This window comes from Nocardia arthritidis (assembly GCF_011801145.1).
Lineage (GTDB): Bacteria > Actinomycetota > Actinomycetes > Mycobacteriales > Mycobacteriaceae > Nocardia > Nocardia arthritidis_A.
The window spans coordinates 1,895,852-1,920,942 of sequence record NZ_CP046172.1 but is presented as its reverse complement, the minus strand read 5'-3'; the positions used below and the strand labels follow the sequence as shown (position 1 = coordinate 1,920,942).

At 66.9% G+C, this 25,091-nt stretch carries 23 protein-coding genes; 10 read left to right on the top strand and 13 right to left on the bottom strand.

Features of this window, described 5'->3' with window-relative positions; all coding sequences use genetic code 11:
• Position 1 precedes the first annotated feature (1 nt).
• Both F5544_RS08630 and F5544_RS08625 read right to left on the bottom strand, forming a co-directional pair.
• The gene (locus tag F5544_RS08630) at positions 2-436 is read right to left on the bottom strand and encodes a MarR family winged helix-turn-helix transcriptional regulator (protein WP_167472700.1); all 435 of its coding nucleotides are present in this window, start codon (positions 434-436) and stop codon (positions 2-4) included.
• A 67-nt stretch (positions 437-503) separates the two neighbouring features.
• Entirely contained in the window at positions 504-962 is a 459-nt protein-coding gene (locus tag F5544_RS08625) for a DUF2231 domain-containing protein (RefSeq protein WP_167472699.1), read from the bottom strand.
• Positions 963-1,224: 262 nt separating this feature from the next.
• On the opposite strand from F5544_RS08625, the gene F5544_RS08620 reads away from it, so the two are divergent.
• The 3 genes from F5544_RS08620 to F5544_RS08610 all read left to right on the top strand — a co-directional run bounded on the left by F5544_RS08620 (position 1,225) and on the right by F5544_RS08610 (position 4,654).
• On the top strand, positions 1,225-2,061 hold the full coding sequence (locus tag F5544_RS08620; protein ID WP_167472698.1) for a phosphatidylinositol-specific phospholipase C domain-containing protein: 837 nt from the start codon (positions 1,225-1,227) through the stop codon (positions 2,059-2,061).
• A gap of 66 nt (positions 2,062-2,127) precedes the next feature.
• Positions 2,128-3,318 carry a S1C family serine protease gene (locus tag F5544_RS08615; protein ID WP_167472697.1) on the top strand — a complete coding sequence of 397 codons (1,191 nt, stop codon included), beginning with the start codon at positions 2,128-2,130 and terminating at the stop codon, positions 3,316-3,318.
• A gap of 109 nt (positions 3,319-3,427) precedes the next feature.
• Positions 3,428-4,654 carry a cytochrome P450 gene (locus F5544_RS08610; protein ID WP_167472696.1) on the top strand — a complete coding sequence of 409 codons (1,227 nt, stop codon included), beginning with the start codon at positions 3,428-3,430 and terminating at the stop codon, positions 4,652-4,654.
• A gap of 5 nt (positions 4,655-4,659) precedes the next feature.
• Here F5544_RS08610 and F5544_RS08605 read toward each other — a convergent pair whose 3' ends face one another.
• Together F5544_RS08605 and F5544_RS08600 are read right to left on the bottom strand one after the other, a co-directional pair.
• Positions 4,660-6,255: a carboxylesterase/lipase family protein gene (locus tag F5544_RS08605; RefSeq protein ID WP_238847424.1), complete on the bottom strand. Its 1,596-nt coding sequence runs from the start codon at positions 6,253-6,255 to the stop codon at positions 4,660-4,662.
• 60 nt (positions 6,256-6,315) lie between these two features.
• Complete coding sequence (locus F5544_RS08600) at positions 6,316-8,277, bottom strand: helix-turn-helix domain-containing protein (protein WP_203217503.1); 1,962 nt, start codon at positions 8,275-8,277, stop codon at positions 6,316-6,318.
• 271 nt (positions 8,278-8,548) lie between these two features.
• Between F5544_RS08600 and F5544_RS08595 the strand changes: the two genes are divergently transcribed.
• Positions 8,549-9,895, top strand: a complete 1,347-nt coding sequence (locus F5544_RS08595) for a tannase/feruloyl esterase family alpha/beta hydrolase (protein ID WP_167472694.1) — start codon at positions 8,549-8,551, stop codon at positions 9,893-9,895.
• Positions 9,896-9,942: 47 nt separating this feature from the next.
• Here F5544_RS08595 and F5544_RS08590 read toward each other — a convergent pair whose 3' ends face one another.
• A complete protein-coding gene (locus F5544_RS08590) occupies positions 9,943-11,292 on the bottom strand; it encodes an extracellular catalytic domain type 2 short-chain-length polyhydroxyalkanoate depolymerase (RefSeq protein ID WP_167472693.1) in 1,350 nt (449 codons plus the stop codon).
• 237 nt (positions 11,293-11,529) lie between these two features.
• Between F5544_RS08590 and F5544_RS08585 the strand changes: the two genes are divergently transcribed.
• Positions 11,530-12,450 (top strand): LLM class flavin-dependent oxidoreductase, encoded by a 921-nt coding sequence (locus F5544_RS08585; RefSeq protein WP_167472692.1) that lies wholly within the window; start codon positions 11,530-11,532, stop codon positions 12,448-12,450.
• A gap of 3 nt (positions 12,451-12,453) precedes the next feature.
• On the opposite strand, the gene F5544_RS08580 is transcribed toward F5544_RS08585, so the two are convergent.
• The gene (locus tag F5544_RS08580; protein WP_238847155.1) at positions 12,454-13,161 is read right to left on the bottom strand and encodes an MBL fold metallo-hydrolase; all 708 of its coding nucleotides are present in this window, start codon (positions 13,159-13,161) and stop codon (positions 12,454-12,456) included.
• A 206-nt stretch (positions 13,162-13,367) separates the two neighbouring features.
• Here F5544_RS08580 and F5544_RS08575 point away from each other — a divergent pair, with 206 nt between their 5' ends.
• A complete protein-coding gene (locus F5544_RS08575; protein WP_203217502.1) occupies positions 13,368-14,945 on the top strand; it encodes an ATP-binding protein in 1,578 nt (525 codons plus the stop codon).
• Positions 14,946-15,034: 89 nt separating this feature from the next.
• Here F5544_RS08575 and F5544_RS08570 read toward each other — a convergent pair whose 3' ends face one another.
• A complete protein-coding gene (locus F5544_RS08570; protein ID WP_167472690.1) occupies positions 15,035-16,528 on the bottom strand; it encodes a flavin-containing monooxygenase in 1,494 nt (497 codons plus the stop codon).
• 171 nt (positions 16,529-16,699) lie between these two features.
• Here F5544_RS08570 and F5544_RS08565 point away from each other — a divergent pair, with 171 nt between their 5' ends.
• The gene (locus F5544_RS08565; protein WP_167472689.1) at positions 16,700-17,116 is read left to right on the top strand and encodes a helix-turn-helix domain-containing protein; all 417 of its coding nucleotides are present in this window, start codon (positions 16,700-16,702) and stop codon (positions 17,114-17,116) included.
• 40 nt (positions 17,117-17,156) lie between these two features.
• Here the strand turns inward: F5544_RS08565 and F5544_RS08560 are convergent, their stop codons facing one another.
• Positions 17,157-17,753, bottom strand: a complete 597-nt coding sequence (locus F5544_RS08560) for a ClpP family protease (protein WP_167472688.1) — start codon at positions 17,751-17,753, stop codon at positions 17,157-17,159.
• Entirely contained in the window at positions 17,750-18,355 is a 606-nt protein-coding gene (locus F5544_RS08555) for a ClpP family protease (protein WP_167472687.1), read from the bottom strand. The genes F5544_RS08560 and F5544_RS08555 overlap by 4 nt, the downstream gene beginning before the upstream one ends.
• 242 nt (positions 18,356-18,597) lie before the next feature.
• Here F5544_RS08555 and F5544_RS08550 point away from each other — a divergent pair, with 242 nt between their 5' ends.
• The 3 genes from F5544_RS08550 to F5544_RS08540 all read left to right on the top strand — a co-directional run bounded on the left by F5544_RS08550 (position 18,598) and on the right by F5544_RS08540 (position 21,603).
• A complete protein-coding gene (locus F5544_RS08550) occupies positions 18,598-19,347 on the top strand; it encodes a hypothetical protein (RefSeq protein ID WP_167472686.1) in 750 nt (249 codons plus the stop codon).
• A gap of 175 nt (positions 19,348-19,522) precedes the next feature.
• Entirely contained in the window at positions 19,523-20,836 is a 1,314-nt protein-coding gene (locus F5544_RS08545) for a hypothetical protein (protein WP_167472685.1), read from the top strand.
• 56 nt (positions 20,837-20,892) lie between these two features.
• Positions 20,893-21,603 carry a Mut7-C RNAse domain-containing protein gene (locus F5544_RS08540; protein WP_167472684.1) on the top strand — a complete coding sequence of 237 codons (711 nt, stop codon included), beginning with the start codon at positions 20,893-20,895 and terminating at the stop codon, positions 21,601-21,603.
• Here the strand turns inward: F5544_RS08540 and F5544_RS08535 are convergent.
• From F5544_RS08535 to F5544_RS08520, 4 genes are read right to left on the bottom strand one after another with little or no spacing between them, the layout of a single operon-like run.
• Positions 21,600-22,787, bottom strand: coding sequence for a cytochrome P450 family protein (locus F5544_RS08535; RefSeq protein ID WP_167472683.1), 1,188 nt, complete (start codon positions 22,785-22,787; stop codon positions 21,600-21,602). The genes F5544_RS08540 and F5544_RS08535 overlap by 4 nt on opposite strands.
• 41 nt (positions 22,788-22,828) lie before the next feature.
• Positions 22,829-24,109 (bottom strand): cytochrome P450, encoded by a 1,281-nt coding sequence (locus F5544_RS08530; RefSeq protein WP_167472682.1) that lies wholly within the window; start codon positions 24,107-24,109, stop codon positions 22,829-22,831.
• On the bottom strand, positions 24,106-24,726 hold the full coding sequence (locus F5544_RS08525; protein WP_167472681.1) for a GTP-binding protein: 621 nt from the start codon (positions 24,724-24,726) through the stop codon (positions 24,106-24,108). The genes F5544_RS08530 and F5544_RS08525 overlap by 4 nt, the downstream gene beginning before the upstream one ends.
• Positions 24,707-25,084 (bottom strand): DUF742 domain-containing protein, encoded by a 378-nt coding sequence (locus F5544_RS08520; protein ID WP_167472680.1) that lies wholly within the window; start codon positions 25,082-25,084, stop codon positions 24,707-24,709. The genes F5544_RS08525 and F5544_RS08520 overlap by 20 nt, the downstream gene beginning before the upstream one ends.
• Positions 25,085-25,091 lie beyond the last annotated feature (7 nt).

Below are 25,091 nucleotides of genomic sequence, written 5' to 3'. Positions count from 1 at the left end.
TTCAGCTTCGCTCGGCGAGCGCCCGGGTCATCCGCCGCAGCAGGTCGCGCAGCGTGCCGAGCTCTTCGATGGACAGGCCGGTGGCCGCGGCCAGCTGCTCCGGCAGACCGCATGCGGCGGCGCGCAGCTCGCGACCCGCCTCGGTCAGGTGGATCTCGACGCGGCGCTCGTCGGCCGTCGACCGGGTCCGCTCGACCAGGCCCGCCCCCTGTAGCCGCTTGAGCAGCGGGGAGAGCGTTCCGGTGTCGAGCCCAAGGGCCGTGCAGAGTTCGCCGACGCTGCGCCCGTCCCGCTCCCACAGCGCGAGCATCACCAGGTACTGCGGATAGGTGAGGCCGAGCTCGTCGAGCTTCGGACGGTAGGCCGCGTTGATCGCCCGCAGTGCCGCGTAGAGCGGGAAGCACACCTGCGCGTCGAGGGTCAGCGGATCAGCCACGTCCTACAATGTAGTAAGCAATAATGTTGTGCGCAATATAATTGCCGGTGGCACGAGTCACAGCCGCTCAGGACTGCGTACCCCAAACCGCGTGCGCACCCGAATCGCCGATCCGGTAGATCTGGGCGGTCGCGGCGGCGCCCGCGACAATCGCCAAAATCGCGACGGCGACCACGATGGGCGCGCCGAGCGATCTGCCGCGCCGCTCCCGCAGATGGACCACCGCCAGCAGCACCGCGGCGATCAGCAGCGTGATCGTGAAATAGATCAGCGTGTCGCCGAGCTCGGCATGGTCCCGAATGGCGGGCGTGCTGCCGATGTGATGCTCCAACCATTCACCCGCCTCGGTGGTGATCGGCGTGAGCACCGCGCAGATCGCGGCCAGCGCGACGACCAACCAGATGAACCGCTCGCGCGCCCCGCGCCACACCGCGCACAGGATCAGCAGTACCGCGGTCAGCGGCACCAGCACCACAAGTCCGTGCACCAGCAGAACGTGCGCTGGCAGACCGTTGATCGTCGTCATGAAAACCTCTCACCGATGGCCGTTGCCGAACAGTCTCATCCGGCTCGCTCGGAACTTCCTGGCGATCGGATGCGTGTTCGCATTGAGATCACGGCGAGTCGCGTACCGGGGTTCGGTAACAGCGGAACTCGGTTCGGTAACGCCGCTCGACCGCTGACCCGGCACGGCATCGAAGTGTCCGCGAATTGTCCGCTGGCGCAGTGGCTTTGCGCGTTCTAGCGTTCGAAGCGGTGGCTGTCGGTTCCGGGGAGAGGGGAACGGCATGGTCGAGCTGTTGAACTGGATGTCGGCGATCTCCGACGAGCTCAGCGTCACCGAGGTATCCATTCCCGGTTCGGACCGCTCTGCGGCGCTGCGCGACGGCGAACCCTTCGGCTATGCCCAGCACCAGGAGAAATCCATCGGATGGCAACTGGCACATGGCATTCGGTACCTCGATATCCGCTGCCGGGTGCTGCCGCGCGGCGGGCTGGAGGTGCAGAGCGGCCCGGTCGATCAGCGGCAGACGCTGGCCGATGTGCTGGAAACCTGTGCGGCGTTCCTGGATCAGCTGCCGAGCGAAACGCTGCTGCTGCGCATCCGGCAGGAGGGTTCCGGTGACGAACTGCGGTTCTGCACCGCCTTCCGCGACCACCTCGACCGGCGCGGATTCCGCAAACTTTTCCACCTCGCCAGCACCTTTCCCACCATGGCCGAGGCGCGCGGCAAGGTGGTGCTGATGTCCGGCAATCCCTATATCGGTGAGGGGATCCGGTTCGACAAGACCCGCGTCGACCTCCAGGACGACTACGACGATCCGACACCGGAACAGAAGCTGGCCTGCATCCGCCGCCACCTCGACCGGTGCCAGCGCGCGCGCTCGACCGCGAAGCTGTTCGTCAACAGCGTGAGCGCCTCCGGCGCCGTTTCGAACCGGTGGACTCCGCTCGCCTACGCCGACGAACTCAACCCGCATGTGCCCGAACTGCTCGGTAAATACGCCGGGCGCGGCCGGGGCGTCGGCGTCATCGTCTGCGACTACGTCAACCGGCTCGGCCTGTCCGAACCGGAGACCGACCAACTGATCACCGCCGTCGTGAGCTGCAACGATCTTCGATAATTCGTTATCAGGGAATGCGGACAGACCCGTCAGCGAGTTCTCAGGAAAGCCGCGTTATCTAGAAATATGAGCGAGGATTACCGGCCGCGGCACGACTGGCACTACGCCGGTGCGCCGCAGCCACCAGCACAGCCATCCCAAGTCGAGCAGCGCGATCACCGCACCGCGGGCCTGGCGTTCGGGGCCGCCGCCCTGGCGCTGACCGTCGGCGCGGCCGCCGCCGGTTGGGGCTACATCGCGCACGGCGCACCGCAAGAGCCCGGCGCGTACGCCAAACCCTATTCGGCGCAGCCGGTGTCGAACGCGCGGACCAATCCGGGCAGTATCGCGAGCGCGGCGGCGAAGGTGGCACCCGGACTGGTCGACGTCAACACCGAGCTGGGCCTACAGGGCGCGCAGGGCGCGGGCACCGGCATCGTGCTGACCTCCGACGGCGAGGTGCTCACCAATAATCACGTCGTCGCGGGCGCGACCGCCATCTCGGTCACCGATATCGGCAACGGCAAGACCTATAACGCGAAGGTCGTCGGCTACGACCGCGCCGACGATATCGCGGTGCTGAAGCTGGTGAACGCGAGCGGCCTGACCACAGCGCCGCTCGGCAATTCGGATCGCGTCGCGGTCGGCGACACCATCGCGGGCGTCGGCAACGCGGGCGGTGTCGGTGGGGCGCCCAGCGTCGCGGCGGGCCGGGTCACCTCGCTCGGGCGCACCATCACCGCGAGCGACGAATCCAGCGGCAGCTCCGAACAATTGAACGGGCTCATCCAGGTCGCCGCGAATATCCAACCGGGCGATTCGGGCGGCCCGCTGGTCGCGGCCGATGGCACCGTCGTCGGCATGGATACCGCGGCATCGGCCGGTTACCGGTTCCAACAGGCCGGTATGACCAGCGGCGAGGGTTTCGCGATCCCGATCAACCGGGCGCTGGCGGTGGCCGAGGACATCGCCGCGGGCAAGGCCTCCGACACCGTGCACATCGGCCCGACCGCCTTCCTCGGCGTCACGGTGAGCGACACCAACGGTTCCGGCGCGCTGATCCGCGGCGTTGTGCGCAACGGCCCGGCCGCTCAGGCGGGTCTGACGGCCGGTGACGTGATCACCGCGGTCGATGGCCGGGCCGTCGAGTCGGCGACCGACCTGACCCACCTGCTCGACCGCGACCATCCGAATGATTCGGTCACCCTCACCTGGATCGATCAGATGTCGCAGCAGCAGAGCGGCCAGGTCGCACTCGGGACCGGGCCGGTTGGCTGAGAACAATCTACTGAAACGCGTTTCCAAATCATTGCCCATTCGCGCCCACATCCATTGCGCGAGTGCTTGAATCGATTTGTAGAACACGTTTCAGCATGGAGGTGCAGGCATGGCCGCGCCCGCGATACCGCCCGGTTTCGATTTCACCGATCCCGATCTCTGGGCGCGGCGACGGCCCGCCGCAGAATTCGCCGAACTGCGCCGCTGCGCACCGATCTGGTGGAATCCACAGCCCGCCGGTGTCAGCGGATTCGACGACGGCGGCTATTGGGTGGTGACGAAACTCGAAGACGTCAAAGAGATTTCGCGTAGGCCGGAACTCTTCTCGTCGAGCGAGAACACCGCGATCATTCGCTATCAGCCCGAAATCACCCGCGAACAGATCGAAATGCAGCGGATGATCATGCTCAATATGGATCCGCCCGCGCACACCAAGAGCAGGCGGATCGTCTCGCGCGGGTTCACCCCGCGCGCGGTGGCCGGCCTGCGCGCCGCGCTCACCGAACAGGCGGCGCGAATCGTGCACGAGGCCAAGGAAACCGGCGGCGGCGACTTCGTCGAACTGATCGCCTCCGAACTGCCGCTACAGGCCATCGCCGAACTACTCGGCGTGCCGCGGCAGGATCGCCACAAGATCTTCCACTGGTCGAATCAGATGATCGGCTCGGACGATCCGGAATTCGCCGGGGACTCGCTGACCGCGCGGCTCGAATTGATGGGCTACGCATGGAATTTGGCCGAGGAACGAGATCGCTGCCCGGCCGACGATATCGTGACGCGGTTGATACAGGCCGATATCGACGGCGAACACCTCACCGCCGACGAATTCGCGTTCTTCGTCGTACTGCTCTCGGTGGCGGGCAACGAGACGACCCGCAATTCGATCACCCACGGCATGAAGGCCTTTCTGGATAATCCGGACCAGTGGGAGCTGTACAAGCAGCGGCGGCCGCGCACCGCACCCGACGAGATCGTGCGCTGGGCCACTCCGGTGAGCGTCTTCCAGCGCACCGCGACGCGCGACACCGACCTGGGCGGCGTCACCATCCGGCAAGGGCAGCGGGTCGGAATGTTCTATGCCTCGGCCAATTTCGACGAGGACGCCTTCGACGAGCCGTTCACCTTCGACGTGCTGCGCGATCCGAATCCGCATGTCGGCTTCGGCGGGGCGGGCACGCACTACTGCCTCGGCGCGAATCTGGCTCGGCTGGAGATAGATCTGATGTTCAATGCGATCGCGGACGCGATACCGCACATCACTCAGATCTCCGAGCCCGAGCAGCTGCGCTCGGGCTGGATCAATGGAATCAAGCGCTGGCAGGTGCGTTTCGACTGAGTGGATCAGTACGGCATCCGGATCACCCTCGACCAGAAGTCGCAGCGATGGTCGGTATTGAAGGCGTCCACCTGGATCGGGCCGGAAGTGTTGGGGCGCAATGACATCAAGGTGTTGGTCGAGCGTTCCGGCATTGCGGGCAGGTCCGCCGGATCGGGTGTGCCCGCGATGACGAAGCGGCTCCAGTAGCGCACCATCTGGTCCGACAGCGCCCGCTGTTCCTCGGTCATCATCAGGCTGTCGATGGCGAGACCGATCACCGGAGTGCCGCCGAGGTTCCACAGGTAGGCCAGTTCGCCGGCGTGAAATGCGCCGAGCGGGAAGGGACTCGGCGGCGCGGGCGGATTCGGGTCGGCGAATTCGTAGACGTAGGCCGGGCCGCGCCGGGCCAGCATCGGACCTTCCCGCGCGATCAGGCACGAGGTCAGATCGCTCCACGCCCTGGTGAGCGCCTCGACCGGCTGCGGGTAATCGCTCAGCGGGTATTGCGCTGTCACGGCGTCGATTTGGTCGGCGGGCACCCGGAATCCGTTGCCCTGGTCGGCCAGTGCGGTGGTGAGCGCCTGACGGTATCCGCCGGGAGTCAGCGGGTGGCCGGTTACCGGGATGCCGTATTGCAGATAGGTCCAGAGGGCGCGCTCGTCGTGGTTCGCGCCGTAGATCACCGGCACCGGCGGCAATTTCGCGCCGCTGGCCCGGTCCCACGGGCTCTCCGGCAGGAACGGCGTGCCGACAGTGCCGCCGACCTGATCGTTCACCGCCAAGATCCGCTCCACCGGCAGCGCGCGCAAACAATCAGCGGGGCTCGGCGTTTCGGCGCAGCCGAGCTTCGCCACCGCATCGGCGCCCGCGGATTCGGCCTGCGCCTTGGTTTTCCACCACATACACGGACCGCTCTGCATGATCGCCGCGCGATACAGCCCGTCGGAACCCGGGGCGGCGAGCTGGGTGCACACCGACTGCCCGCCCGCCGATTCGCCCGCGATGGTGACCTGATCCGGATCGCCGCCGAACGCGGCGATATTGCGATGCACCCAGTCCAGCGCGAGCTGCTGATCCATGAAACCGTAGTTGCCGACATCACCGTTCGGCTCCTCCAGCGATTTGTCCGCCAGATAGCCGAGGGTGCCGAGCCGGTAGTTGATGGTCACCACGAGCAGCGGGCCATCGCCCTTGGTCAGGAACTTCTCCGCACCGTACTGCGCGCCGCTGCCCATACTCAGACTGCCGCCGTGAATCCACACCAGGACCGGCAGCCGAGCCGGAATATCAACGGGCGCCCAAACATTCAGGTAGAGACAGTCCTCGTTGCCGCCCGTGCCCTGCGGACAGTCCGGGCCCGGCCGCGTCGCATCGCGCACCCCGTCCCACGGTGCGGGCGCGACCGGTGGCCGCCACCGCAGCGGGCCGACCGGCGGCGCGGCATACGGAATCCCTTGGAACTGCCGATATTGCGAATTGCCGATCCCGCGCACCGCACCGGCGTCGGTGACAACGACGTCCGGCGCCGGTCGCGCATGCGCGACCGCGGGCGCGATCATCCAGCCGAGAACCACAAGCAATGACGCCAACGCCCGCATGTGCGGACCGAAAGTCCTCATCGGCACGCGAGGGATTGTATGGGGTTACACCGTTTTCGACCGGCGGATCGGGCAACGACGTCAGCGGAGGAGCACCGAGGTCTCCCGGAGCCGGTGCAGGCGAAGGGCCAGTTGGATTTCCAGTGCGCGGTCGGGCTGCTGCCAGCCGGCGCCGAGCAGGCCGGTGATCCGCTCGATGCGCTGGGCGACGGTGTTGACGTGGATGTGCAGCCGCCGCGCGCTGTCGCGCAGGCTCGCGCCGGTCGCGAAATAGGTTTCCAGCGTGCGGATCAGCAGCGTGCCGCGCCGCCGGTCGTATTCGAGGACCGGTCCGAGCATCCGGTCCAGGAAGGCGAGCACGTCACCGCCCTGGCTGACAAGCAGCCCGACGAATCCGAGATCGGCGGCCCCCGCCGACGCGCCCCGCCGCCCGAGCGCGTGCAGCACCTCGATGCACCGCAGTGCCTCCGCGCACGCGGCCTGCGCACCACCCGGCAGCTCGACCGGCCCGGAACCCGCTACGGTCGCGGGCTTTTCGAGGATGACGTTCAGTTCGGCGGCGACCTGCCTGGCCGCCGCCGACGCATCGTCGCCGGGTAGCAGCAGGTAGGCGTGATCGCCACGGGTGGCGGCCAGACCCTGCCTCGTCACGGTGTATGCCGTCGTCCACGCGTCGGCGCGGCGCTGCCCGCCGTGTTCGGCGACGACGAGCACATGCGGGCGATCGAGGTCGATGCCGAGTAGCGCACCCCGGCCGCGCAGGTCGTCCCGGCCCGTGACGCGGCCGCCGATCAGATCGTCGAGCAGTTCGCCGCGCACCCGCCCCTCCGCCTCGGCGATACTGCGCCGGAACAGCAGCAGCAGCGCGGTGACCAGCGCGGCCCGCTCCAGGATCCGCTGATCCGACGGAGACAGCTCCCCCGGATGGCGCAGCACGAGGGTGCACAGCGGGTCGGTGCCGGTGCCCGCGGGCGCGGCCCACAGCTCGCTCGTTCTGGCGGTGCGGCCGAGTCTGCCTGCGGTGGCGACGATTTCGGCGACCAGACGGTCGTCGTCGAGCGGGTCCGCCGGTGTGGGGCTCGGCGCGCGCAGCTCGGCGATGCGGCGGCGGTCGGCGTCGAGCACCAGCAGTTCGCCGCCGAGGATATCGACGACGACCGCCGCGATATCGGCGACACCGCCGCCGCGCACCACCAGATCGGTCATCCGGTCGTGCGCCTGGGCCGCGCGTTCCACGGTGTCGTAGTGCGCGTGCATGGCCCGGTTCGCCGCACTGAGTTCGGCCAGCGCGGAACGGGTTTCGGTGAGTCTGCGGGCGGAGTCGAGTGCGATGGTCGCGTGCGCGGCCAGCGAGACCAACAGGGCGATCTCTTCCGGCGCATACGGTTTCGCGTCTCGGTGCGAGGCGAACAGCACGCCGATCACCCGGTCGCCCAGTTTCATCGGCACGCCGAGGATGGCGACCAAACCTTCCTCCCGCACCGCCGAATCAATTTCGGTGGTGTGCCGGAAGCGGTTGTCGGCGAAGTAATCCGCGCTCGAATAGGGCACGCCGGTCTGGGCGACCAGCCCGCCGAGACCGTCGCCCATGGCCAGCCTGGTGGCCCGGAACCTCGGCGATCCGGCGCCGTCGGTGACCCGCATATAGGTATCGCCCCGCACCGGATCCGGCACGGTCAGGTAGGCCACATCGGCGCGCAGCAGCCTGCGCGCCCGGTGCACGATCGCGGCCAGCACCGCGTCGACATCGCGCAGCGCGGCGAGATCGCTTGCGGTGTCGAACAATGCGGCCAGCTCCGCCTCCCGGCGGGCACGCCGCTCCAGCAGCGCGCGCACCCGGAGTGCGGCGAGTTTGGCCGATTCCAGTGCGGCGATGGTGGCGGCGGGCGCACCCGCGGCCCTGGCCTCCAACAGCGGTGCCTCGAATTCCACGGCGGGCGCTTCCCTTTCGAGCAGCTGCAGGAAGATCTCGCAGGTCATGACGGTCATTGTGGGCAGCGCAACCACCTTCGGTCCAGCCGCCGACCCGGTGTCGACACGCATCCTGCCCACCATCCGTTCCCTCGGGGCGCCGAGATGTGATGTGGAACACTAGATCCGCGTGATATGGCTGGGCGATGTGTTCTGTGGCCATATTTTTCGGCCGCTTTATCACTGTCGCACACATATCGAGTCGATGAGCTGGGGGCGAACTCGGCCGCCGCGATGTCTGCCCGAGCCATCACCGGGTCGGCAAATGTGTGGGCGCATCACCTGTTTCCACCGGCGGCAAGTCCGCAGAATTCCGGCATTCCGCCGATAACGAGGAGCCGTCATGCCGCCGTCCCGGCACATCACCACCCTGGCCTTCACCACCGTACTGCTCTGCGGCGCGGGGTCAGCGAACGCCGAGCCGCAACCCGAAAACTGTTCTGCGCCAAAGGTTATCGGTGCCGAAATGCAGGTCGCCGCCTGCCTCGCCGATCTCACCACCTCGGGCACCGTCGCCTCCGGTCACACCATCGCGGCCGAATGGGACGGCCTGCAGCCCGCCGAGACGCGCAACCCCACCGGCGTACCCGGCATCCAGATCGACGGCTACTTCCCCGACAACTCGACGACCAATACCGATCACGGCTGGAATCACGACAGTCAGTTCGTGATCCGGTTACCGGAACGCTGGAACGGCGGGCTGGTCGTGGCCGGAACACCGGGGAACCGCAGGCAGTACGCCAACGACTTCACCATCGCCGACTGGGTGCTCGCACGCGGCTACGCCTACGCCGCCACCGACAAGGGCAATACCGGCGCCGCGTTCTTCCAGGGCGAGGCCGAACCTGGTGACGCGATGGCCGAATGGAACCGTCGCGTAACGGAATTGACGATCGCCGCGCAGACAACCGTCGCGCAGCGCTACGGCAGGCCCGCGGCGCACACCTATGTCGCGGGCCAGTCCAATGGCGGCTACCTGGTTCGCTGGCAGCTCGAAAACGTGCCGTGGCTCTACGACGGCGGCATCGACTGGGAAGGTTCGCTGTGGCAGGCCGACGGGCCGAACGTGCTGACCTTCCTTCCCGCCGCGCTACGGAATTATCCGGGGAGCCAACATGATCCGGCGGCACGCGCCGGAATGCTCGCGGCGGGCTTCCCGGCCGGATCCGAACCGCTCTGGGACTACCACTACCGCAACTATTGGGATCTCACCCAGCGGATCTACCGCCGCGAATTCGATCCGGACTACACCGCGACCGAAAATCCGTTCTGCCAGAGCGGGACTCCGGGCTGCGATGCCGACTACGACTATCTGTCCCGTCCCGCGAGCGTGCGCGCGGCGATGTCGAAGGTCGCGCTGACCGGGCGTATTCAGCGGCCGCTCATCACGGTGCACGGCACGCTCGACGCACTGTTGCCCATCGCCGCCGACTCCGATGTCTACGCGGGCATGATCCGCGATCAGGGACGTGCGGATCTGCACCGGTACTACGGCGTCGAGGGCGGCAATCACACCGACGGGCTGTACGACGCGCACCGGGACCTGTTGCGGCCGCTGTTGCCTTGCTTCCGAACGGCTTTCGCCGCGCTGGAGGGCTGGATCACCGCGGGGCAGGAACCGCCGGTCAGCGCGACGGTCCCTCGCCCGGCGACCGGCGATCTCGCCAATACCTGCGCGCTGGACTCCTGAAGTCAGCGAAACGGCCCGGAAACCAATGGGTTTCGGGCCGTTGATTGTCAGCACTGGCCGTCGGCGACCACCCAGTAGTCGGGGCCGGTTTGGCGCAGGGTGTGGGTTGTGAAGGTATTCCACAGTCCCATCGCGTCATTGGACCCGTTGGCGTAGGTGGAACCGAGGGCGACATGGGCGCGGTCGGCCTGAACGTGGTCGTAGTTCGACGCGGTCACGCAGACGGGGGCCGGAGTGGTGGTTGTCGGCGGAACCGTCGTCGTGGTCGGCGGAACCGTCGTGGTCGTCGGCGGGGTCGTCGTGGTCGTCGGCGGAGTCGTCGTGGTCGTCGGCGGAGTCGTCGTGGTCGTCGGCGGAACCGTCGTGGTCGTCGGCGGAGTCGTCGAAGTCAGCGCGCCGACCATCGCCATCACCGCCTTCATCTGCGGGCCCGCATGTTCGGCGTAGGCGGCGCCGGTATAACCCCACCAGTCCCAGCACCCGTTCGGATTACTCGACGACTGCGTTATCGCCTGCGGATACAGCACGATCAGATTGTTGGTGTCGGCGTATTCGTTCAGATAGGCGTCCTTCATAAAGGTGTCGCCGATCGAGTCGTAGCTGTACCCCTGTTTGCAGCCGTGCAGCGTGACAAGCAAGGTGCACGTGGTGCCACCGGCGCAGGCGGAGGGCACATAGGCGAATCCGTGGCCGTCCATGCTGATCGATGCCGCGCTGCCGCCGCTCACATACTGGTTCTGGTCGAATTCGATCAGCTGCCCGCCGAGTGCCGAGGTGTTCGGGGCCCGCACGCTGCCGAGCAGCTGCGCGAGCATATCGTGCTCGGGATCGTTGCCGCAGTTGTTGATATAGGGCGCGGCGGTGCTCGCGCAGGCCACCGGGCCGAGCGGGCTCACCCACGCGTGCCCGGCGCCGGACGCGTTGTCGTACACCACATTCGCGCCGAGATCGCGGTAGTAGGTGGCGAGGTCGTCGTTCACCGCGGCGGCGACGGTGGTGTCGCCGGTGCCGTGGTACAGGTAGACCTTCGAACCGGATAGACCCGAAACTGGATCCAGCACACCGGAATTCGCGCGATCACGGGTCTCCTGTTCCAGTTCGGCGGGCGTTTTGCGGGTCTGAAAGGTGGCCATGCACGCGTACTGTGCGGTGTAGACGGAGTCCTGCGCGCAGTCGTACGGTCCCGCGGTGAAGATTCCGGCACCCTTGAACGTCCCCGAATAGGCGACGTGCAATTGGTTTGCCATATACCCACCCGAAGACACACCGGCCACATATACGGCCCCGACGTGATATCCGGATAGCGTCCCCGGAGTAGGCGATGGCACGGCCGCGAATGCGACGCCGGTCGCGATACCCGAGCACAGGGCCGCGACCGCCAGTAGAAATCGTTTCATCGAATGGGCCTTTCATCCGGCGCTGCCATGGGAGGCCATGGTGCTCTCCCGCACCCCGCGAAACCACGTGCCGCAAGCCCACTTCCACAGCTCGAATTGTGTCCGCCGACAACCATCCGGCCGCGTTCCGCCAGCACGCGCGAGGAAATCCTCGCGGGCCGCCGGAATATTCACAGGTGCCGCATCCGTCGCGCCGACAAGACCTGGGCGTCGGCGCCAGGGACTACGCTCTGATCCATGGCACTTCGGTTCGCGATAGCATTGCCGCAATACTTCTCGCACGGGGAGTTCGAGCCCGTGCGAATGCGCGAATATCTGACGCGCGCAGAGGAACTCGGGTTCGAGAGCGGATGGACCACCGAGCAGACGCTCGGTGGCATGCCGCATTTCGGACCGCTGGAGACGCTGGCTTACGCGGCGGCGTGCACCAGCACGCTGCGGCTGGGCTGCGCGGTTTTCGTCAGCTCGCAGCACAGCCCGGTGCATCTGGCCAAGAGCATCGCCACCGTCGACCAGTTGAGCGGCGGCAGGTTGGAAGTCGGCGTCGGTGTCGGCGGCCGCGGCCGGGCGCTGGCGGCCTTCGGGGTGGATCCGGAGACGTTGGTCGGCCGGTTCACCGAGGGCATCGACCTGATGAAGGCGCTCTGGACGCGGCAGACAATAGATTTCGATGGGCGGTTCTGGCAGCTGCGAGGCGCGACGCAGGAGCCGAAACCGTTCCAGCGGCCGCACCCGCCGCTGTGGATGGGTGGTTCGCATCCGAACGCGATCCGGCGCGCGGTGCGCTACGGCGACGGGTTCTTCGGTGCGGGATCGACGACCACCGAGAAATTCGCCGAGCAGGTCCAAATATTGCGAAAGGTGCTCGCGGACAGCGGACGTCGCGATTTCCCGATCGCCAAACGGGTGTACCTCGCCGTCGACGACGACGCGGCGGTCGCGCGACGGCGGATCAGCGACGCACTGGACCGCATGTACGGAACCTTCGCCGCGCCGGGCACTTTCGCGCCGGCCGCGGTGGCGGGCACACCCGACGATGTGGTGGCGGGCCTGCGCGCGGTGGCCGAGGCGGGCGCCGAGCTGATCCTGCTCAACCCCATGGAGCAGCAGGCCGAGCAAATGGAACGCCTTGCGGCAGAGGTCATGCCGCGGCTCTGAGGCTCAGCGCAGCCGATGATAGGCGGCCGCATCGTGTACCGAGAACATCGTCACCTCGCCACCGTGTGTCCGCCGCAGCTCCGCGAGCCGCGCGATATTCGCCCGATACACCGATGGCAGCGCCGCCATCGGTACCCGCGCCAGTGCGCCCAGGTCGAAACGGGAAGGGGCGGGGCCGATTTCGTCATCGGACCAGTAGGAATCCCCGGCGTCCAACAACCAGCCGTCGCCGGTGTCGACGGCGACCCCGGCATGTCCTCTGCTGTGCCCGATCAGCGGGACGACCAGGAATTCCGAAGGCAGGCCGGGTAATTCCCGCACCGACTCGAAGCCGAACCAATTATCGCCGCCCGCAACGGAATTCAGCTCCCATTTCGGCCCGTGCGCCCAGTGCCGCGGCTGATAGCGGATGCGCCCGACGAAATCCGGCCGCATCGCCGCACGAAACTCCGGCTCGTGCACGTGCACGGTGGCCCAAGGGAAATCGGCCAGCCCGCCGGTGTGGTCGTAATCCAGGTGGGTCAGCAGAATGTGGCGCACATCGGTGGGATCGAAGCCGAGCGCCGCGACCTGTCGCACCGCGGTCTCACTCTCGGCCAACCGCGGCCGAACCACATGCCGAGTCCACCCCAGCCACTGCGCAGGCTGCCGCACACAGTCCAGCCCGTACCCGGTATCCACCAGCACCAGAAACCTGTCGGCCTCGACCAACAGACAATGGTCGACAAGCCCACCAACCATCGACCCGCAATTGAGGTGATGCACCTTCACCCCGCCACCCTATCCACCCGGAACCCCACTCCCACCAGAGCATTCGCCGCCACATTTCGGGACCTAGGCGTCCGTTGCGGCAGATACGATCGCGCCGTGATCAGCTCCCACACCCCATGGCAGACCGCACGACGTACGGTGTGCTGGTGAGGTACTTCAACACGGCGGGTCCGTGTTTACCGGACCTGCACTACATGATTCCCGCCGAGGAGCGGTTGCCCGATGCCCGGATGTATATCGAATTCGGGTTCTACATCGTGGTGCACGCGCCACGGCAATCGGGGAAGACGACCGCGCTACTCGGGTTGGCGCGGGAGTTGACGGCCGAAGGCCACTTTCTGGCATTGTCATTCTCGTGCGAACTGGGTGAGGCCCTCCGCGACGATTACACCGCCGTAGAGGAAGTGCTCCTCAGCGAGATTCGACGCACCGCAGAATTGCAGGGCTGGGCTCCGGAGCTCCTGCCGCCGGACCCATGGCCGGAGGCGGCACCTGGTTCTCGGCTCGTAACAGGCCTGACTGCATGGGTAACCAAGTGCCCACGGCCGCTGGTGCTGTTCTTCGACGAGATCGATGCGCTGCGCGGGGACAGCCTGATCAGCGTCCTGCGGCAGTTGCGAGCGGGATACACCCAGAGCCGCCAGCACTTCGTCCATTCAGTCGTGCTGTGCGGATTGCGCGATGTCCGCGAGTACAAGGCCGCGTCTGGCGGCGATCCCAAGCGGTTGGGGACCGCGAGCCCGTTCAACATAAAGATCGAGTCGATCCGGGTCGGGGACTTCACCAAAACCGAGACGTGCCAACTGTATCGGCAGCACACCACCGAGACCGGGCAGGAGTTCGACGACAAAGCGCTCGATCTGGCGTTCTACTACACCCAGGGCCAGCCGTGGCTGGTCAACGCCCTTGCCTGGGAGATCACCGGCAAGATGCGGGTACGGGAGACGATCACCATCGATCATGTCGAACAAGCCAAGGAGCGGTTGATCCTGAGCCGAGCCACGCACTTGGATTCGCTGGTCGACAAGCTGAACGACCCGAGGGTGCAGCGGGTGCTGACACCGATCCTCGTCGGCGCGATACCCAAGCCGATCCCAGAGTTCGACGACGACATCACTTACGTACGAGATCTCGGATTGGTCGCACAGGGCAAGCAGTTGCGGATCGCCAATCCGATCTATCAGGAAGTAATCGTCCGAGTTCTCGGCGACGCCACGGAAGCGTCCATCACCGCCGAGCCGTCGAGCTTCCGATTCCCCGACGGCCGCATCGACTTCCCGCGCCTGCTGAGGGAATTCACCACCTTCTGGATCCAGCATGGCGACATTCTGGCCGCCAGAGAGAACTATCACGAAGTCGCCGCGCAGCTGGTGCTGATGGCATACCTGCATCGGATCGTCAACGGCGCGGGATATATCGACCGCGAAGTCGGCGTCGGCCGAGGCCGAATCGATCTTCTTGTCCGCCAACCATATTCGGATGACCAAGGCCACCAGCTCGAACAACGCGAAGCGCTCGAGCTGAAGGTATGGGCCGATCACCAGGCCGATCCGCTGAACGACGGATTGACTCAGCTGGACGGCTACCTCGACCGACTCGGCCTGGACACCGGCACTTTGGTGATCTTCGACCGCCGCCCCACCGCCGCACCGATCGCGACCCGCACCGGGTTCGATCAAGCGCACACCCCCGGCGGTCGCACCGTCACCCTGCTGCGCGCCTGAACCGAGTGTGCGAGTTGACGACAACCACGGCCATCGCCAATTCAGTTGTGTCCCTTACAAAGACGCGGTTGCCGCGACCGACCGGAATCCTAGGCGATGCGGGATTCGGCGAGTGACTGGTGGTGGGCGGTGGTGAATTCGAGGACGCCGTCCTCGATTGGGCCCTTGCGCAGCAGGGTTCGGTCGCGGAAGTAGTTGTTGATGACCTGCCATGGGCCGCGGATGCCCTGGCGGGGCATCACGTCTTCGCCGCGTTTGATGTAGCCGGAGGTGAGGGCGCCGCCCATCAGTGACTGGTCGGAGCGGTCGCCGTCTTGGGCCACCGCGACGAATTTCGTGTAGCCGCGCGACCGCATGTGGTTGAGGATGCGGCAGAAGTACTGGGCGGCCAGGTCGGCCTTCAACGTCCAGGAGGCGTTGGTGTAGCCGATCACCACCATGGCGTTCGGGATGCCGTCGAGCATGACGCCCTTGTAGGCGATGTGGTCGCGGAGGGTGACGGGTGCGCCGTCCACGGTCAGCGTCGCGCCGCCGAGCATCTGCAGCGTCAGCCCCGTCGCGCTGATGACGATGTCGGCGTCCAGTTCCTCGCCCGAGGCGAGCCGGATGCCGGTTTCGGTGAACGTCTCGATCCGATCGGTGAGGACCGAGGCCTTACCGCGGCGCAGCACCTTGAACAGGTCGCCGTTCGGCACGACGCACAGCCGCTGATCCCACGGGTTGTAGTCGGGCGTGAAGTGCCGCATATCGATTCCGGGGCCGACCTGCGCCCGCACCGCCGCGAGCAGCAGCCTGCGGGAGAGCGCCGGATTGGTGCGGGAAAGCTGAAAACTGGCCCGTTGCAACGCGATATTGCGCGCGCGGCCGACCTTGTACGCGAGCGTGGCGGGCACCCGCGCCTTCTTCAGGCCGACGGCGACCGGATCGTCGGCGGGCAGCGCGGCGATGTAAGTGGGTGAGCGCTGCAGCATCGTCACGTGTGCGGCGTCGCGGCTCATCGCCGGGACGAGCGTGATAGCCGTTGCGCCGCTGCCGATTACGACGACGCGCTTACCCGTGTAGTTCAGATCCGCCGGCCAGTGCTGCGGATGCACGATCTGTCCGCGGAAGTTCTCCTCGCCGGGGAATCGCGGACGGTACCCGTTGTCGTAGTCGTAGTACCCGGTGCAGCCGACGACGAAATCGGCGGTGTAATGCTCGATTTCGCCGGTCTGCTCGTTGTGTGCCTCGACGGTCCAGCGGTTCTCGGCGGAGGACCAGCTCGCGTCGGTGACCTTACGACCGAACCGAATATGTTCGGTGACACCGTATTCCGCCGCCGTATCGGCGATGTACGCCCGGATGTTCGGTCCATCGGCGAGCACTTTGGTTCCGTGCCATGGCCGGAAGTCGTAGCCGAAGGTGTACATATCCGAGTCGGAACGAATTCCGGGATAGCGGAACAGATCCCAGGTGCCCCCGATGGCCGTGCGGCGCTCGAGGATCAGATAGTCGCGCCCGGTCTTTTCCCGGGTGAGATGGCAGGCCATTCCGATACCGGATATCCCGGCGCCGATGATCAGCACGTCGATATGCCGCGTCATTGAGGTACTCGTTTCGTCTGGTCACACCGCGGGCATCGGTGTCCGCGGACACACGCAGAATACCTGTTATCAGAAGTAACGTCTAGTTGCTGTTGGGTTACGACGGGCCGGCGTGTACGCCCAGAGCGTAATGGCGGGCCGCCCGCACGACCGGGGATTTAGGCTCGGATCATGACCGAGCATCCCCGACTGCATTCGATCCCCGGCGGGCGCGACGACCGGCCGAGCCGAGCGGACCAGGACGGCGAACCGCTGTGGCGCGAGGTACTCGGGCACCAGCTGCGAACGCTGCGGAAGGAGCAGCGGGAAACGCTGGTCGAAACGGCCGGGCGGGCCGGAGTGTCGCCGCAGTACCTGTCCGAGGTGGAGCGCGGCCGCAAGGAACCGTCCAGCGAGATGATCGCCGCGCTGGCGGGTGCGCTCGGCACCTCGCTCGGCGGGCTCACCGAGCAGGTGGCCGACGAACTGCGGGCGCGCCGCCGCCGGGCCGCCATGCTGCGCTCGATGGCGGCGGGTACGGACCGTGAATTCGCCCGGCGCGCACCGCAATCCGGCACCGCGCCGACGCTCATGCTGCTGGCAGCCTGATCGGACGAGTCCAGCGGTCCCGTACCCGCTTGGTCGGCGCTCAGCCCAGTGCCCGCGGCTCGAGCACCCGGTCCACCAGCCCGTACTCCACCGCCGCCTGCGCGGTGAACACCCGGTCCCGGTCGGTGTCATGGCGCAGCCGCTCCACCGTCTGACCGGTGTGCTTGGACAGCACCGCCTCGATCGCACTGCGCATCCGCACCAGCTCGTCGGCCTCCAGGATCAGATCTGGAATGGTGCCGCGCCCGCTGGCTGCGGGCTGCTGCAGCACGACTCGGGCATGCGGCAGCATCGCGCGCTGTCCGGGCGCGCCGCCGGCCAGCAGCAGTCCGCCGACCGCGATGGCCTGTCCGACGCAGGTGGTGAGCACGGGCGCGTGGATGTGCTGCATCGTGTCGTAGACGGCGAGCGCCGCCGACAGATCGCCGCCCTCGCAGTTGATATAGAGGTTGATCTCCCGGTCCGCGCTCTCCGATTCCAGGTGCAGCAGCTGCGCGATCAGCGCGTTGGCCACACCGGAATCGATACCGGTGCCGAGGTAGATGATGCGCTCGGCGAGCAGATGCGAGTAGATATCGGTGATCCGCTCGCCACCGCGATGCTGGGCGATGACATTGGGAATGGTGTAAGTGCTCATGCCGAGATACCAATCTTGTGGCGCTGGGGCACGACCTGCCCGAACGATTCGACGATGTGATCGATGAAGCCATACTCCTTGGCCTCGACCGCGGTGAAGTAGCGGTCGTGCAGCGAATCCTCGTAGATCCGCTCATAGGTCTGCCCGGTGTCCGCGGCGATCAGGCCGAGCACGGTCTGCACGGTGTGACGCAGGTCATCCGCCTGCACCTCGACATCGACGGCGGCGCCGCCGATACCCGCCGAGCCCTGATGCATCAGGATCCGGCTGTGCGAGAGGGCGAACCGCCTGCCGGGTGTGCCGGAGGAGAGCAGGAACTGCCCGGCGCTGTAGGCGGTGCCCATCGCCACCGTGGACACCTCGCACGGAATGAGGCGCATGATGTCGCGGATCGCCAGCATCGACGGCACCGAGCCGCCGGGTGAGTTGATCCACAGCGAGATCCCGGCCTCCGGATCCTCGGCGGCGAGCGTGAGCAGCTGGGTCATCAGCAGCGTGCCGTTGTCGTCGTCGAGCGGTCCGTCGAGCACCAGGATGCGGCGGCTGAGCAACTGCTCGCGGGAGCGCCAACTGAATAGCGGAGTCTTATCTTCCTGAGCCATGCCCCTACCGTGCCGTACTTCCACCTGGAAAATCTCGGCACGCTGCCCACAGCAGATCTGCTCACGGCAGCAATCCGGTGGACCGCGGTCCGATTCGTCAATCACCCTGTGCCGCAATCGATCCAATTTTTACCGAGTCATCCCAGCTATTACCGCTGACCAGGCGGTCGGACCGCGTTACATCCCGGTCGGTAGACCTGTTCGCGGCGACGGACCCCGCACGGCACTGGCATGCTGGACGAGTGAACATCGCGCAAAACGCTGACGCGGCAGGGTTGCCGCGGCTGCTGGAGTCACCCGGACACGGGATTTTCCTGCGGTACGACACCCAGAACGCCGCGGACGATTCCGAGGTCACCCGCATCGCACTGCGCGCGATATTCGACTTCGCGGAGCTGTTCTGCCGCCCGCTGCTGATCGGCCTGTCCACCGCCTATTGGGAGGATGATTTCGACTGGCCGATGAACAAACCGAAACCCGCTGCGCCGTACCGGGTCCTGCGCAGCGCGCGGCCGCCGGAGGGGCTGGAGATCCGCCCGCTCTGGGCCGACGAGCAGGTCACGGTCGCCGAGGAATTGGACTACGACACGGTATCCGGCTTCGTCGCGAACGCGGTGGGGTCCGATCCTGCGGGTGTCCGGATGAACTGGGACTACCTGTGGGTCCGCGCCAGCATGGTGCGCCTGCCCTCGACCAGCCGATTGAACGAGGACGGCTCGATCTCGGTACAGGACCGCATCTGGACCCTGGACCATCCGGTCGAAAACCTCGACGGCGCGCACTGGGTGTGCGGCCCGCGGCGCAACACCCTGGACGCGCCGATCGAATTCCAGCTCGGCAGGCAGTTCTTCGAACTGTCGCTGCGCATCGCGATCCACTGGTCGATCTGGGCGCCGGGTGGCAGTGGACACCCCCGGATCCACGCGGGTGTCGAAACGCTGCGTGCCGCGGGCTGGACGGTCGGCACCGCCGAGACGCCGCCGCGCAAATAGCGGCAAACCCATTGTCCGCGTTACGAACCGGCGGCCCGGTACGTCGCCGCGATCGATGACGCGATTCTCCGCCAAATCGGCGTGCCGGGCGTGACCCGCGGTCATACTGTGATCGTTTTTCGTGGTCCGCCGAATTGTGTTCTACCCCTTCAAATTTTGAAATGAGGTAGCGCAAATGCTGCGCACGTCACGGTCGACGGCAAAATCATTGCGCCACATAGCCTTTGCCTCAGCTCTCGCGGCGGCCCTGTGTTCCTGCGCCACCGATACCGCCTCCGTCGCCGGGACGCTCGACCCAGGATTCGGCAATCGCGGCCGGGTCGGCACCGGCTTCGGTTCGCCCGCCGACGGTGCCGTCGCGGTGGCCATCGAGTTCGACGGCCGCATCGTGGTCGCCGGGTCGACACAGGATCCGGTGCACGGCAACAACTTCGCCATTGTCCGCTACACCGCGGGCGGAAATCTCGATCGGAGCTTCGGCGACGGCGGCAAGGTATCCACCGACTTCGGCGGCCGATCCGACACCGCGGCGGCGGTGGTCTCGCAACCGGACGGCAAAATCCTGGTGGCGGGCACCAGCCAGGGCGCCGACACCGGCGAGGATATCGCGCTCGCCCGCTACACCCCGGAAGGCAATCCGGACACCGGATTCGGCGCGGGCGGCAAGGTCAGGACCGATCTCGGCACACCGGCCGATCGCGGCAACGCCCTCGCGCTCCAGCCCGACGGCCGCATCGTGGTCGCGGGATCGAGCCGGGATCCGGTGCAGGGCGACAACTTCGCGCTGGTCCGCTACACCCCCGACGGCAAACCCGACCCGAGCTTCGGCGACGGTGGCCGGGTTTCCACCGACTTCGGCGGCAAATCCGATGTGGCGGCGGCGGTTACGGTGCTGAGCGACGGCCGGATCCTGGCCGTCGGCACCACCCAGGGCGCCACCTCCGGCGACGATATCGCGCTCGCCCGCTACACCCCGGACGGCAAACTCGACACCGGATTCGGTACCGACGGAAAGGTTTCCACCGATCTCGGCACACAGGCGGATCGCGGCAACGCGGTGGCGGTCCAGACCGACGGCCGCATCATCGTCGCCGGATCCACACAGGATCCGGCGCACGGCGACGATTTCGCGGTACTGCGCTACACCCCGGACGGAAAGCTCGACCCCGGCTTCGGCGACGCGGGCAAGGCGACCACCGACTTCGGCGGCAAATCCGATAGCGCGCGGGCGGTCGCGATACAGGCGGACGGCAAGATCGTCGTCGTCGGCACCAGCCACGGCGCCGGGGACAATATCGCCATCGCCCGCTACACCACCGACGGCAAACCCGACACCGGTTTCGGTGACAACGGCCGGGTTTCGACCGATCCGGGCGGCCGGGCCGAACACGGCAACGGCGTGGCGATCCAGCCGGACGGCCGCATCGTCGTGGCGGGGTCCACCGGGGATCCGGCGCAGGGCATCGTGGTGCTCCGCTATCGCGATTGATCCCGGCACCGGGAAACTCCCGGGCGGCCCGGCGCATCACCTGGCATGCTGGCGGCGTGGGCTCCGGGGAGATAACAGTCGAGGTGGCGGACGAGTTGCTGGTGTTCGTCGGGCAGCGGGGCGGGCGATTCGGCGCTCGGGTGGACGGGGTTTCGACGCTCGGGCATGTCGTCGAGGCATTGGGGATGCCGCTCACCGAGGTGGGCGCGCTCGCCGTCGACGGGGATGCGGTCGCGGTGTCGCATATTCCGCGCGCCGGGCAGAAGGTGACGGTCGGTGCGGTCGTGCGCCCGCAGCGGTATGCCGAACCGATCCGGTTCCTGCTCGATATCCACCTCGGGACGCTGGCGCGGCGGCTGCGGCTGCTCGGCATCGATGCGGCGTACGAGAAGCCGGATATCGGCGACGCGGCGCTGGCACAGCGCTCGGCCGCCGAGCACCGAATACTGCTCTCCCGCGACCGCGGCCTGCTGCGCCGACGCGAAATCCACGCGGGCGCATACGTTTACAGTCACCGCCCAGACGAACAGCTCGACGACGTACTCTCCCGATTCGCACCGGAACTACGGCCGTGGACCCGCTGCACCGCATGCAACGGACTCCTGCGCGCCGCCGACAAACACACCCTGCGACTGCCCGACCAAACCGGCCAGACCTACGACTCCTTCGCACAATGCGTCGAATGCGACCACGTCTACTGGAAAGGCGCACACCACGCGAGCCTGGACTCGATCGTGGCACGCGCCATGGCCAAATACGGCAGCTAAGCGAGGTATACGGGGAAGGCGGCCAGGTCGTTCTGCGTGAGCACCGGCAGGTTCCGCAGTTCCTCGGCCGGCACCGCCAAGCGCAGATCCGGGAAGCGTTCGAAGAGCGCCGGCAGCGCGATGACCGCCTCCAGCCGGGACAGCGCGGCGCCGGGGCAGACGTGCGGTCCGTAGCCGAATGCCAAGTGCCGGTTGGCCGTCGGCCGGGTGACGTCGAATTCGTCGGCATCCTCGCCGTGCACGGCGGCATCGCGGCCGATCGCGCGGTAGGACATGACTACGCCGTCGCCCTTCGGGATCACCGTATCGCCGACGGTGATGTCCTCGGTGGCGAAGCGCATCAGCAGATGGGTCGTCGGCGTATCCCAGCGCAGGGTCTCCTCGACCACCTGCTTCCATTCGACATCGCCCGCGCGGACCTTGGCCAGCTGCGCCGGATCGCCGAGCAGCGCGCGCACCGCGTTGAGGATCAGCCCGACGGTGGTCTCGTGCCCGGCGGCGACCATGGCCTTCAGGTTGCCGACCACCTCTTCCTCGGTCAACCGCGCGCCGCCGTCCTCGGCCTGGATGAGCGCGCTGGTCAGATCGTCGGTCGGTTCGGCGGTCTTCGCCCGGACCAGTTCGGTGAAATATTCGTGCTGCATCTGGATGATCGCCAGCCGCTCGTCCTGCGGCGTGAGCAGCGAGAAGAACTTCTTGTACGAGTCGAGCAGCATCGGGTGGTCCGCGCGATCGACCCCCATCAGCTCGCTGACCACCCGCATCGGCAGCGGGTAGGCGTATGCGGTCTTGAGATCGACCACCTCGCCACCGGCCGCCGCCGCGGCCAGGTCGTCGAGGAGTTCGGCGGTGAGCCGCTCGATGGCCGGGCGGATGTCCTCGAGCCTGCGCGGCGTCAGCGCCTGGGTGGTCTTGATGCGTAGTCGCCGGTGCTCGGGGCCGTCGACGGTGAACATGGACCGGCCCGCGTTGATCATGCCGATCAACGGCCACTGCTCGGTCACCTCGCCGCTGGCCCACAGCGACCAGGCGTTGATGTCCTTGATCAGCCTGGGATCCACCAAAAGCTCTTTGGCCAAGGCGGTTTCGGTGATGGTCCAGGCCGGGACACCGAGCAGATCGATCCGCGTGATGGGGCCGGCGGCGATCAGTCGCGCGGTCTCCCCCGCCAGATCACCCACCATCGGATCGATCGCAATCAGCTCTGCGTGTGGGCAACTTTGAGTCACGGTGTACCTCCGACGGCACGAACAGGGGTGAAACGAACGGGAAGTGAAGTCATACCGCGGAGGAAGGCCGACGGCCGCCGGACCAGATTCTGTGCGGGCACCGCGAGATCGATATCGGGCAGCCGGTCCAGCAGCACCTCGATACCGGTGCGCGCGATGATCTCGGCGATCTGCTGCGCCGGGAACGGGCAGCGGTACTCGCCGTAGCTGAACGCGAAATGCGCGCTGTTACCGGAGCTGATCGCCTCGGCGCTACCGGAAAGATGTTGGCGCACATGCGGGTCCGCATTCGCACCGGCCAGGCCGAGCAGCAGCAGATCGCCGGCGCGAATCACCTTGTCCGCCAAGCGGGTATCGCGCGCGGCCCAGCGTCCCGCGAGGATCTGGGTCGGGGTGTCCTCCCACAGCACCTCGTTCATCGCCTCGCCGATGCTGCGCCTGCCGCCGCCGAGCGCGGCCGCGAACCGATCGTCGGTGAGCATGAGCCGCACCGAATTACCGATCCAGTCGGAGGTCGGCAGATGACCGGCGGCGGTGATCGCCTGCAGGTCGTTCATGTACTCCTCGTCGGTGAACGGCGCCGGATAGGCGAGCATCCGCGAGGTGAGATCGTTACCGGGCCTTGCCTTCTTGCTCGCCAGCAGCCGCTGCATATGTTCGGTGAAGCGCAGGTAACCGGCGTGCGCATCGGCGCCGCCGTCGGCGAGCGCCTGCATCGACCAGGCCAGATCCGGCCCGTCCTCGTCCGGGAAGCCGAGCACCCTGGCCAGGGTGAGCACCGGCAGCGGCACCGCGAAATCGGCGACCAGGTCGGCCTCGCCGCGGCCGCAGAACGAATCGATCAGCCGATCCGCCAATTCCTCGCAGTCGCGCCGCAATTCGAACGGATCCACCGATTCCAGCGCGGGCTCCACCATCGCGAGATGCCGGCGATGTTCGGCGCCCGCGGTGAAGTAGATCGACGGCCGGGGCGTGCCGACCATCGGCAGCAGCGGCCAGTCCTCCGGAATGTTCGGCCACTGATTCCACAGGCCCACATCGCGCGGGAACAGCTCGGGATCGCTTGTCACCTGGTGCAATTCGCGATATCCGATGACCAGCCAGGCCGGGATGCCACCCGGAAGTTCAACGGCGACAACGGGTCCGTGATCGCGGCGCATCTCGCGGTAGAGGTGATGCGGGTCGGTGTGGAAGCGCGGGCCGCTCAACGGCACCGCATTCCCGGGTGCGACGGGGCAGTGCTTGGCGCCCGCCTGCGCGGGGCTCGGCGTTGTCATGAAATCGTCTCCGGTCGGGTGTCGGTGCGGGCCGCGTAGATGTGTTCGACCAGGGTGATCAGTACCTCTTTGCAGGATTCGCGGGATCTGGCGTCGCACACCACCAGCGGCACCTGCGGATCGAGGTCGAGTGCGTCGCGCACCTCATCCGGCCGGTGCGTATCGCCGAAGTTGTTGCACGCCACGATGAATCGCGTCTTCTGATGCTCCAGCCGGTCGATCGCGTACCAGGAGTCGGCGATCCGGCGCTGATCCACCAGCACGATGGCGCCGAGCGCACCGGCGAACAGCCGGTCCCACAGGAACCAGAAGCGTTCCTGTCCGGGCGCGCCGAACAGGTAGAGCACGTTCTCGGCGTCGATGGTTATGCGGCCGAAGTCGAAAGCGACGGTGGTGGTGTTCTTTCCCGGCGCACCCGTCGGATCGTCCACGCCGACACCCATATTCGTCATCGTCGCCTCGGTGTCCAGCGGCCGGATCTCGCTCACCGAACGCACCATGGTCGTCTTGCCGACGCCGAAACCGCCGACGATGACGATCTTCAGTCCATTGCTGGTGCTGCTGTGTAGCGGTGCGTCGGCGCGGGCGGGCCGAGGATCAAAGACTGCGGAGTCCAATGAGCACCTTCTCGAGTGTCGATGCGTCGGGCAGCGTCTCCCACGGCATGCCCGGTGAATTCACCCGGGCCTGCGGATGGCGGGCGGAGATTTTGCCCGCGTGCAGCAGATCCGACAGCAGGATGGTGGTGATGCCGACCGGCAGCCGCAGCTCGGCCGCGATCTCGACGACGGCCGTCGGGGCCCGGCACATATCGAGGATGGCGACATGTTCGGATTGCATGCCCGGCACCGGTTCGCATTCGCTGACCACCAGGGTGACCAGGTCGAAGGCATCGGAGTCCGGCCTGCTGCGGCCGCCGGTCAGCGTGTAGAGCCGGTCCGGGTCGTCGTCGCGCCCGGGTCTGCCCCTGGTCACGGCTTAC

What these genes read in the sequence shown, in the direction of transcription:
- F5544_RS08625 (WP_167472699.1), bottom strand. Translation starts at nt 962, where the DNA reads ATGACGACGATCAACGGTCTGCCAGCGCACGTTCTGCTGGTGCACGGA.
- F5544_RS08620 (WP_167472698.1), top strand. Translation starts at nt 1,225, where the DNA reads ATGGTCGAGCTGTTGAACTGGATGTCGGCGATCTCCGACGAGCTCAGC.
- F5544_RS08615 (WP_167472697.1), top strand. Translation starts at nt 2,128, where the DNA reads ATGAGCGAGGATTACCGGCCGCGGCACGACTGGCACTACGCCGGTGCG.
- F5544_RS08610 (WP_167472696.1), top strand. Translation starts at nt 3,428, where the DNA reads ATGGCCGCGCCCGCGATACCGCCCGGTTTCGATTTCACCGATCCCGAT.
- F5544_RS08605 (WP_238847424.1), bottom strand. Translation starts at nt 6,255, where the DNA reads ATGAGGACTTTCGGTCCGCACATGCGGGCGTTGGCGTCATTGCTTGTG.
- F5544_RS08600 (WP_203217503.1), bottom strand. Translation starts at nt 8,277, where the DNA reads ATGCGTGTCGACACCGGGTCGGCGGCTGGACCGAAGGTGGTTGCGCTG.
- F5544_RS08595 (WP_167472694.1), top strand. Translation starts at nt 8,549, where the DNA reads ATGCCGCCGTCCCGGCACATCACCACCCTGGCCTTCACCACCGTACTG.
- F5544_RS08590 (WP_167472693.1), bottom strand. Translation starts at nt 11,292, where the DNA reads ATGAAACGATTTCTACTGGCGGTCGCGGCCCTGTGCTCGGGTATCGCG.
- F5544_RS08585 (WP_167472692.1), top strand. Translation starts at nt 11,530, where the DNA reads ATGGCACTTCGGTTCGCGATAGCATTGCCGCAATACTTCTCGCACGGG.
- F5544_RS08570 (WP_167472690.1), bottom strand. Translation starts at nt 16,528, where the DNA reads ATGACGCGGCATATCGACGTGCTGATCATCGGCGCCGGGATATCCGGT.
- F5544_RS08565 (WP_167472689.1), top strand. Translation starts at nt 16,700, where the DNA reads ATGACCGAGCATCCCCGACTGCATTCGATCCCCGGCGGGCGCGACGAC.
- F5544_RS08560 (WP_167472688.1), bottom strand. Translation starts at nt 17,753, where the DNA reads ATGAGCACTTACACCATTCCCAATGTCATCGCCCAGCATCGCGGTGGC.
- F5544_RS08555 (WP_167472687.1), bottom strand. Translation starts at nt 18,355, where the DNA reads ATGGCTCAGGAAGATAAGACTCCGCTATTCAGTTGGCGCTCCCGCGAG.
- F5544_RS08545 (WP_167472685.1), top strand. Translation starts at nt 19,523, where the DNA reads ATGCTGCGCACGTCACGGTCGACGGCAAAATCATTGCGCCACATAGCC.
- F5544_RS08535 (WP_167472683.1), bottom strand. Translation starts at nt 22,787, where the DNA reads ATGGTGGGTGATCTGGCGGGGGAGACCGCGCGACTGATCGCCGCCGGC.
- F5544_RS08530 (WP_167472682.1), bottom strand. Translation starts at nt 24,109, where the DNA reads ATGACAACGCCGAGCCCCGCGCAGGCGGGCGCCAAGCACTGCCCCGTC.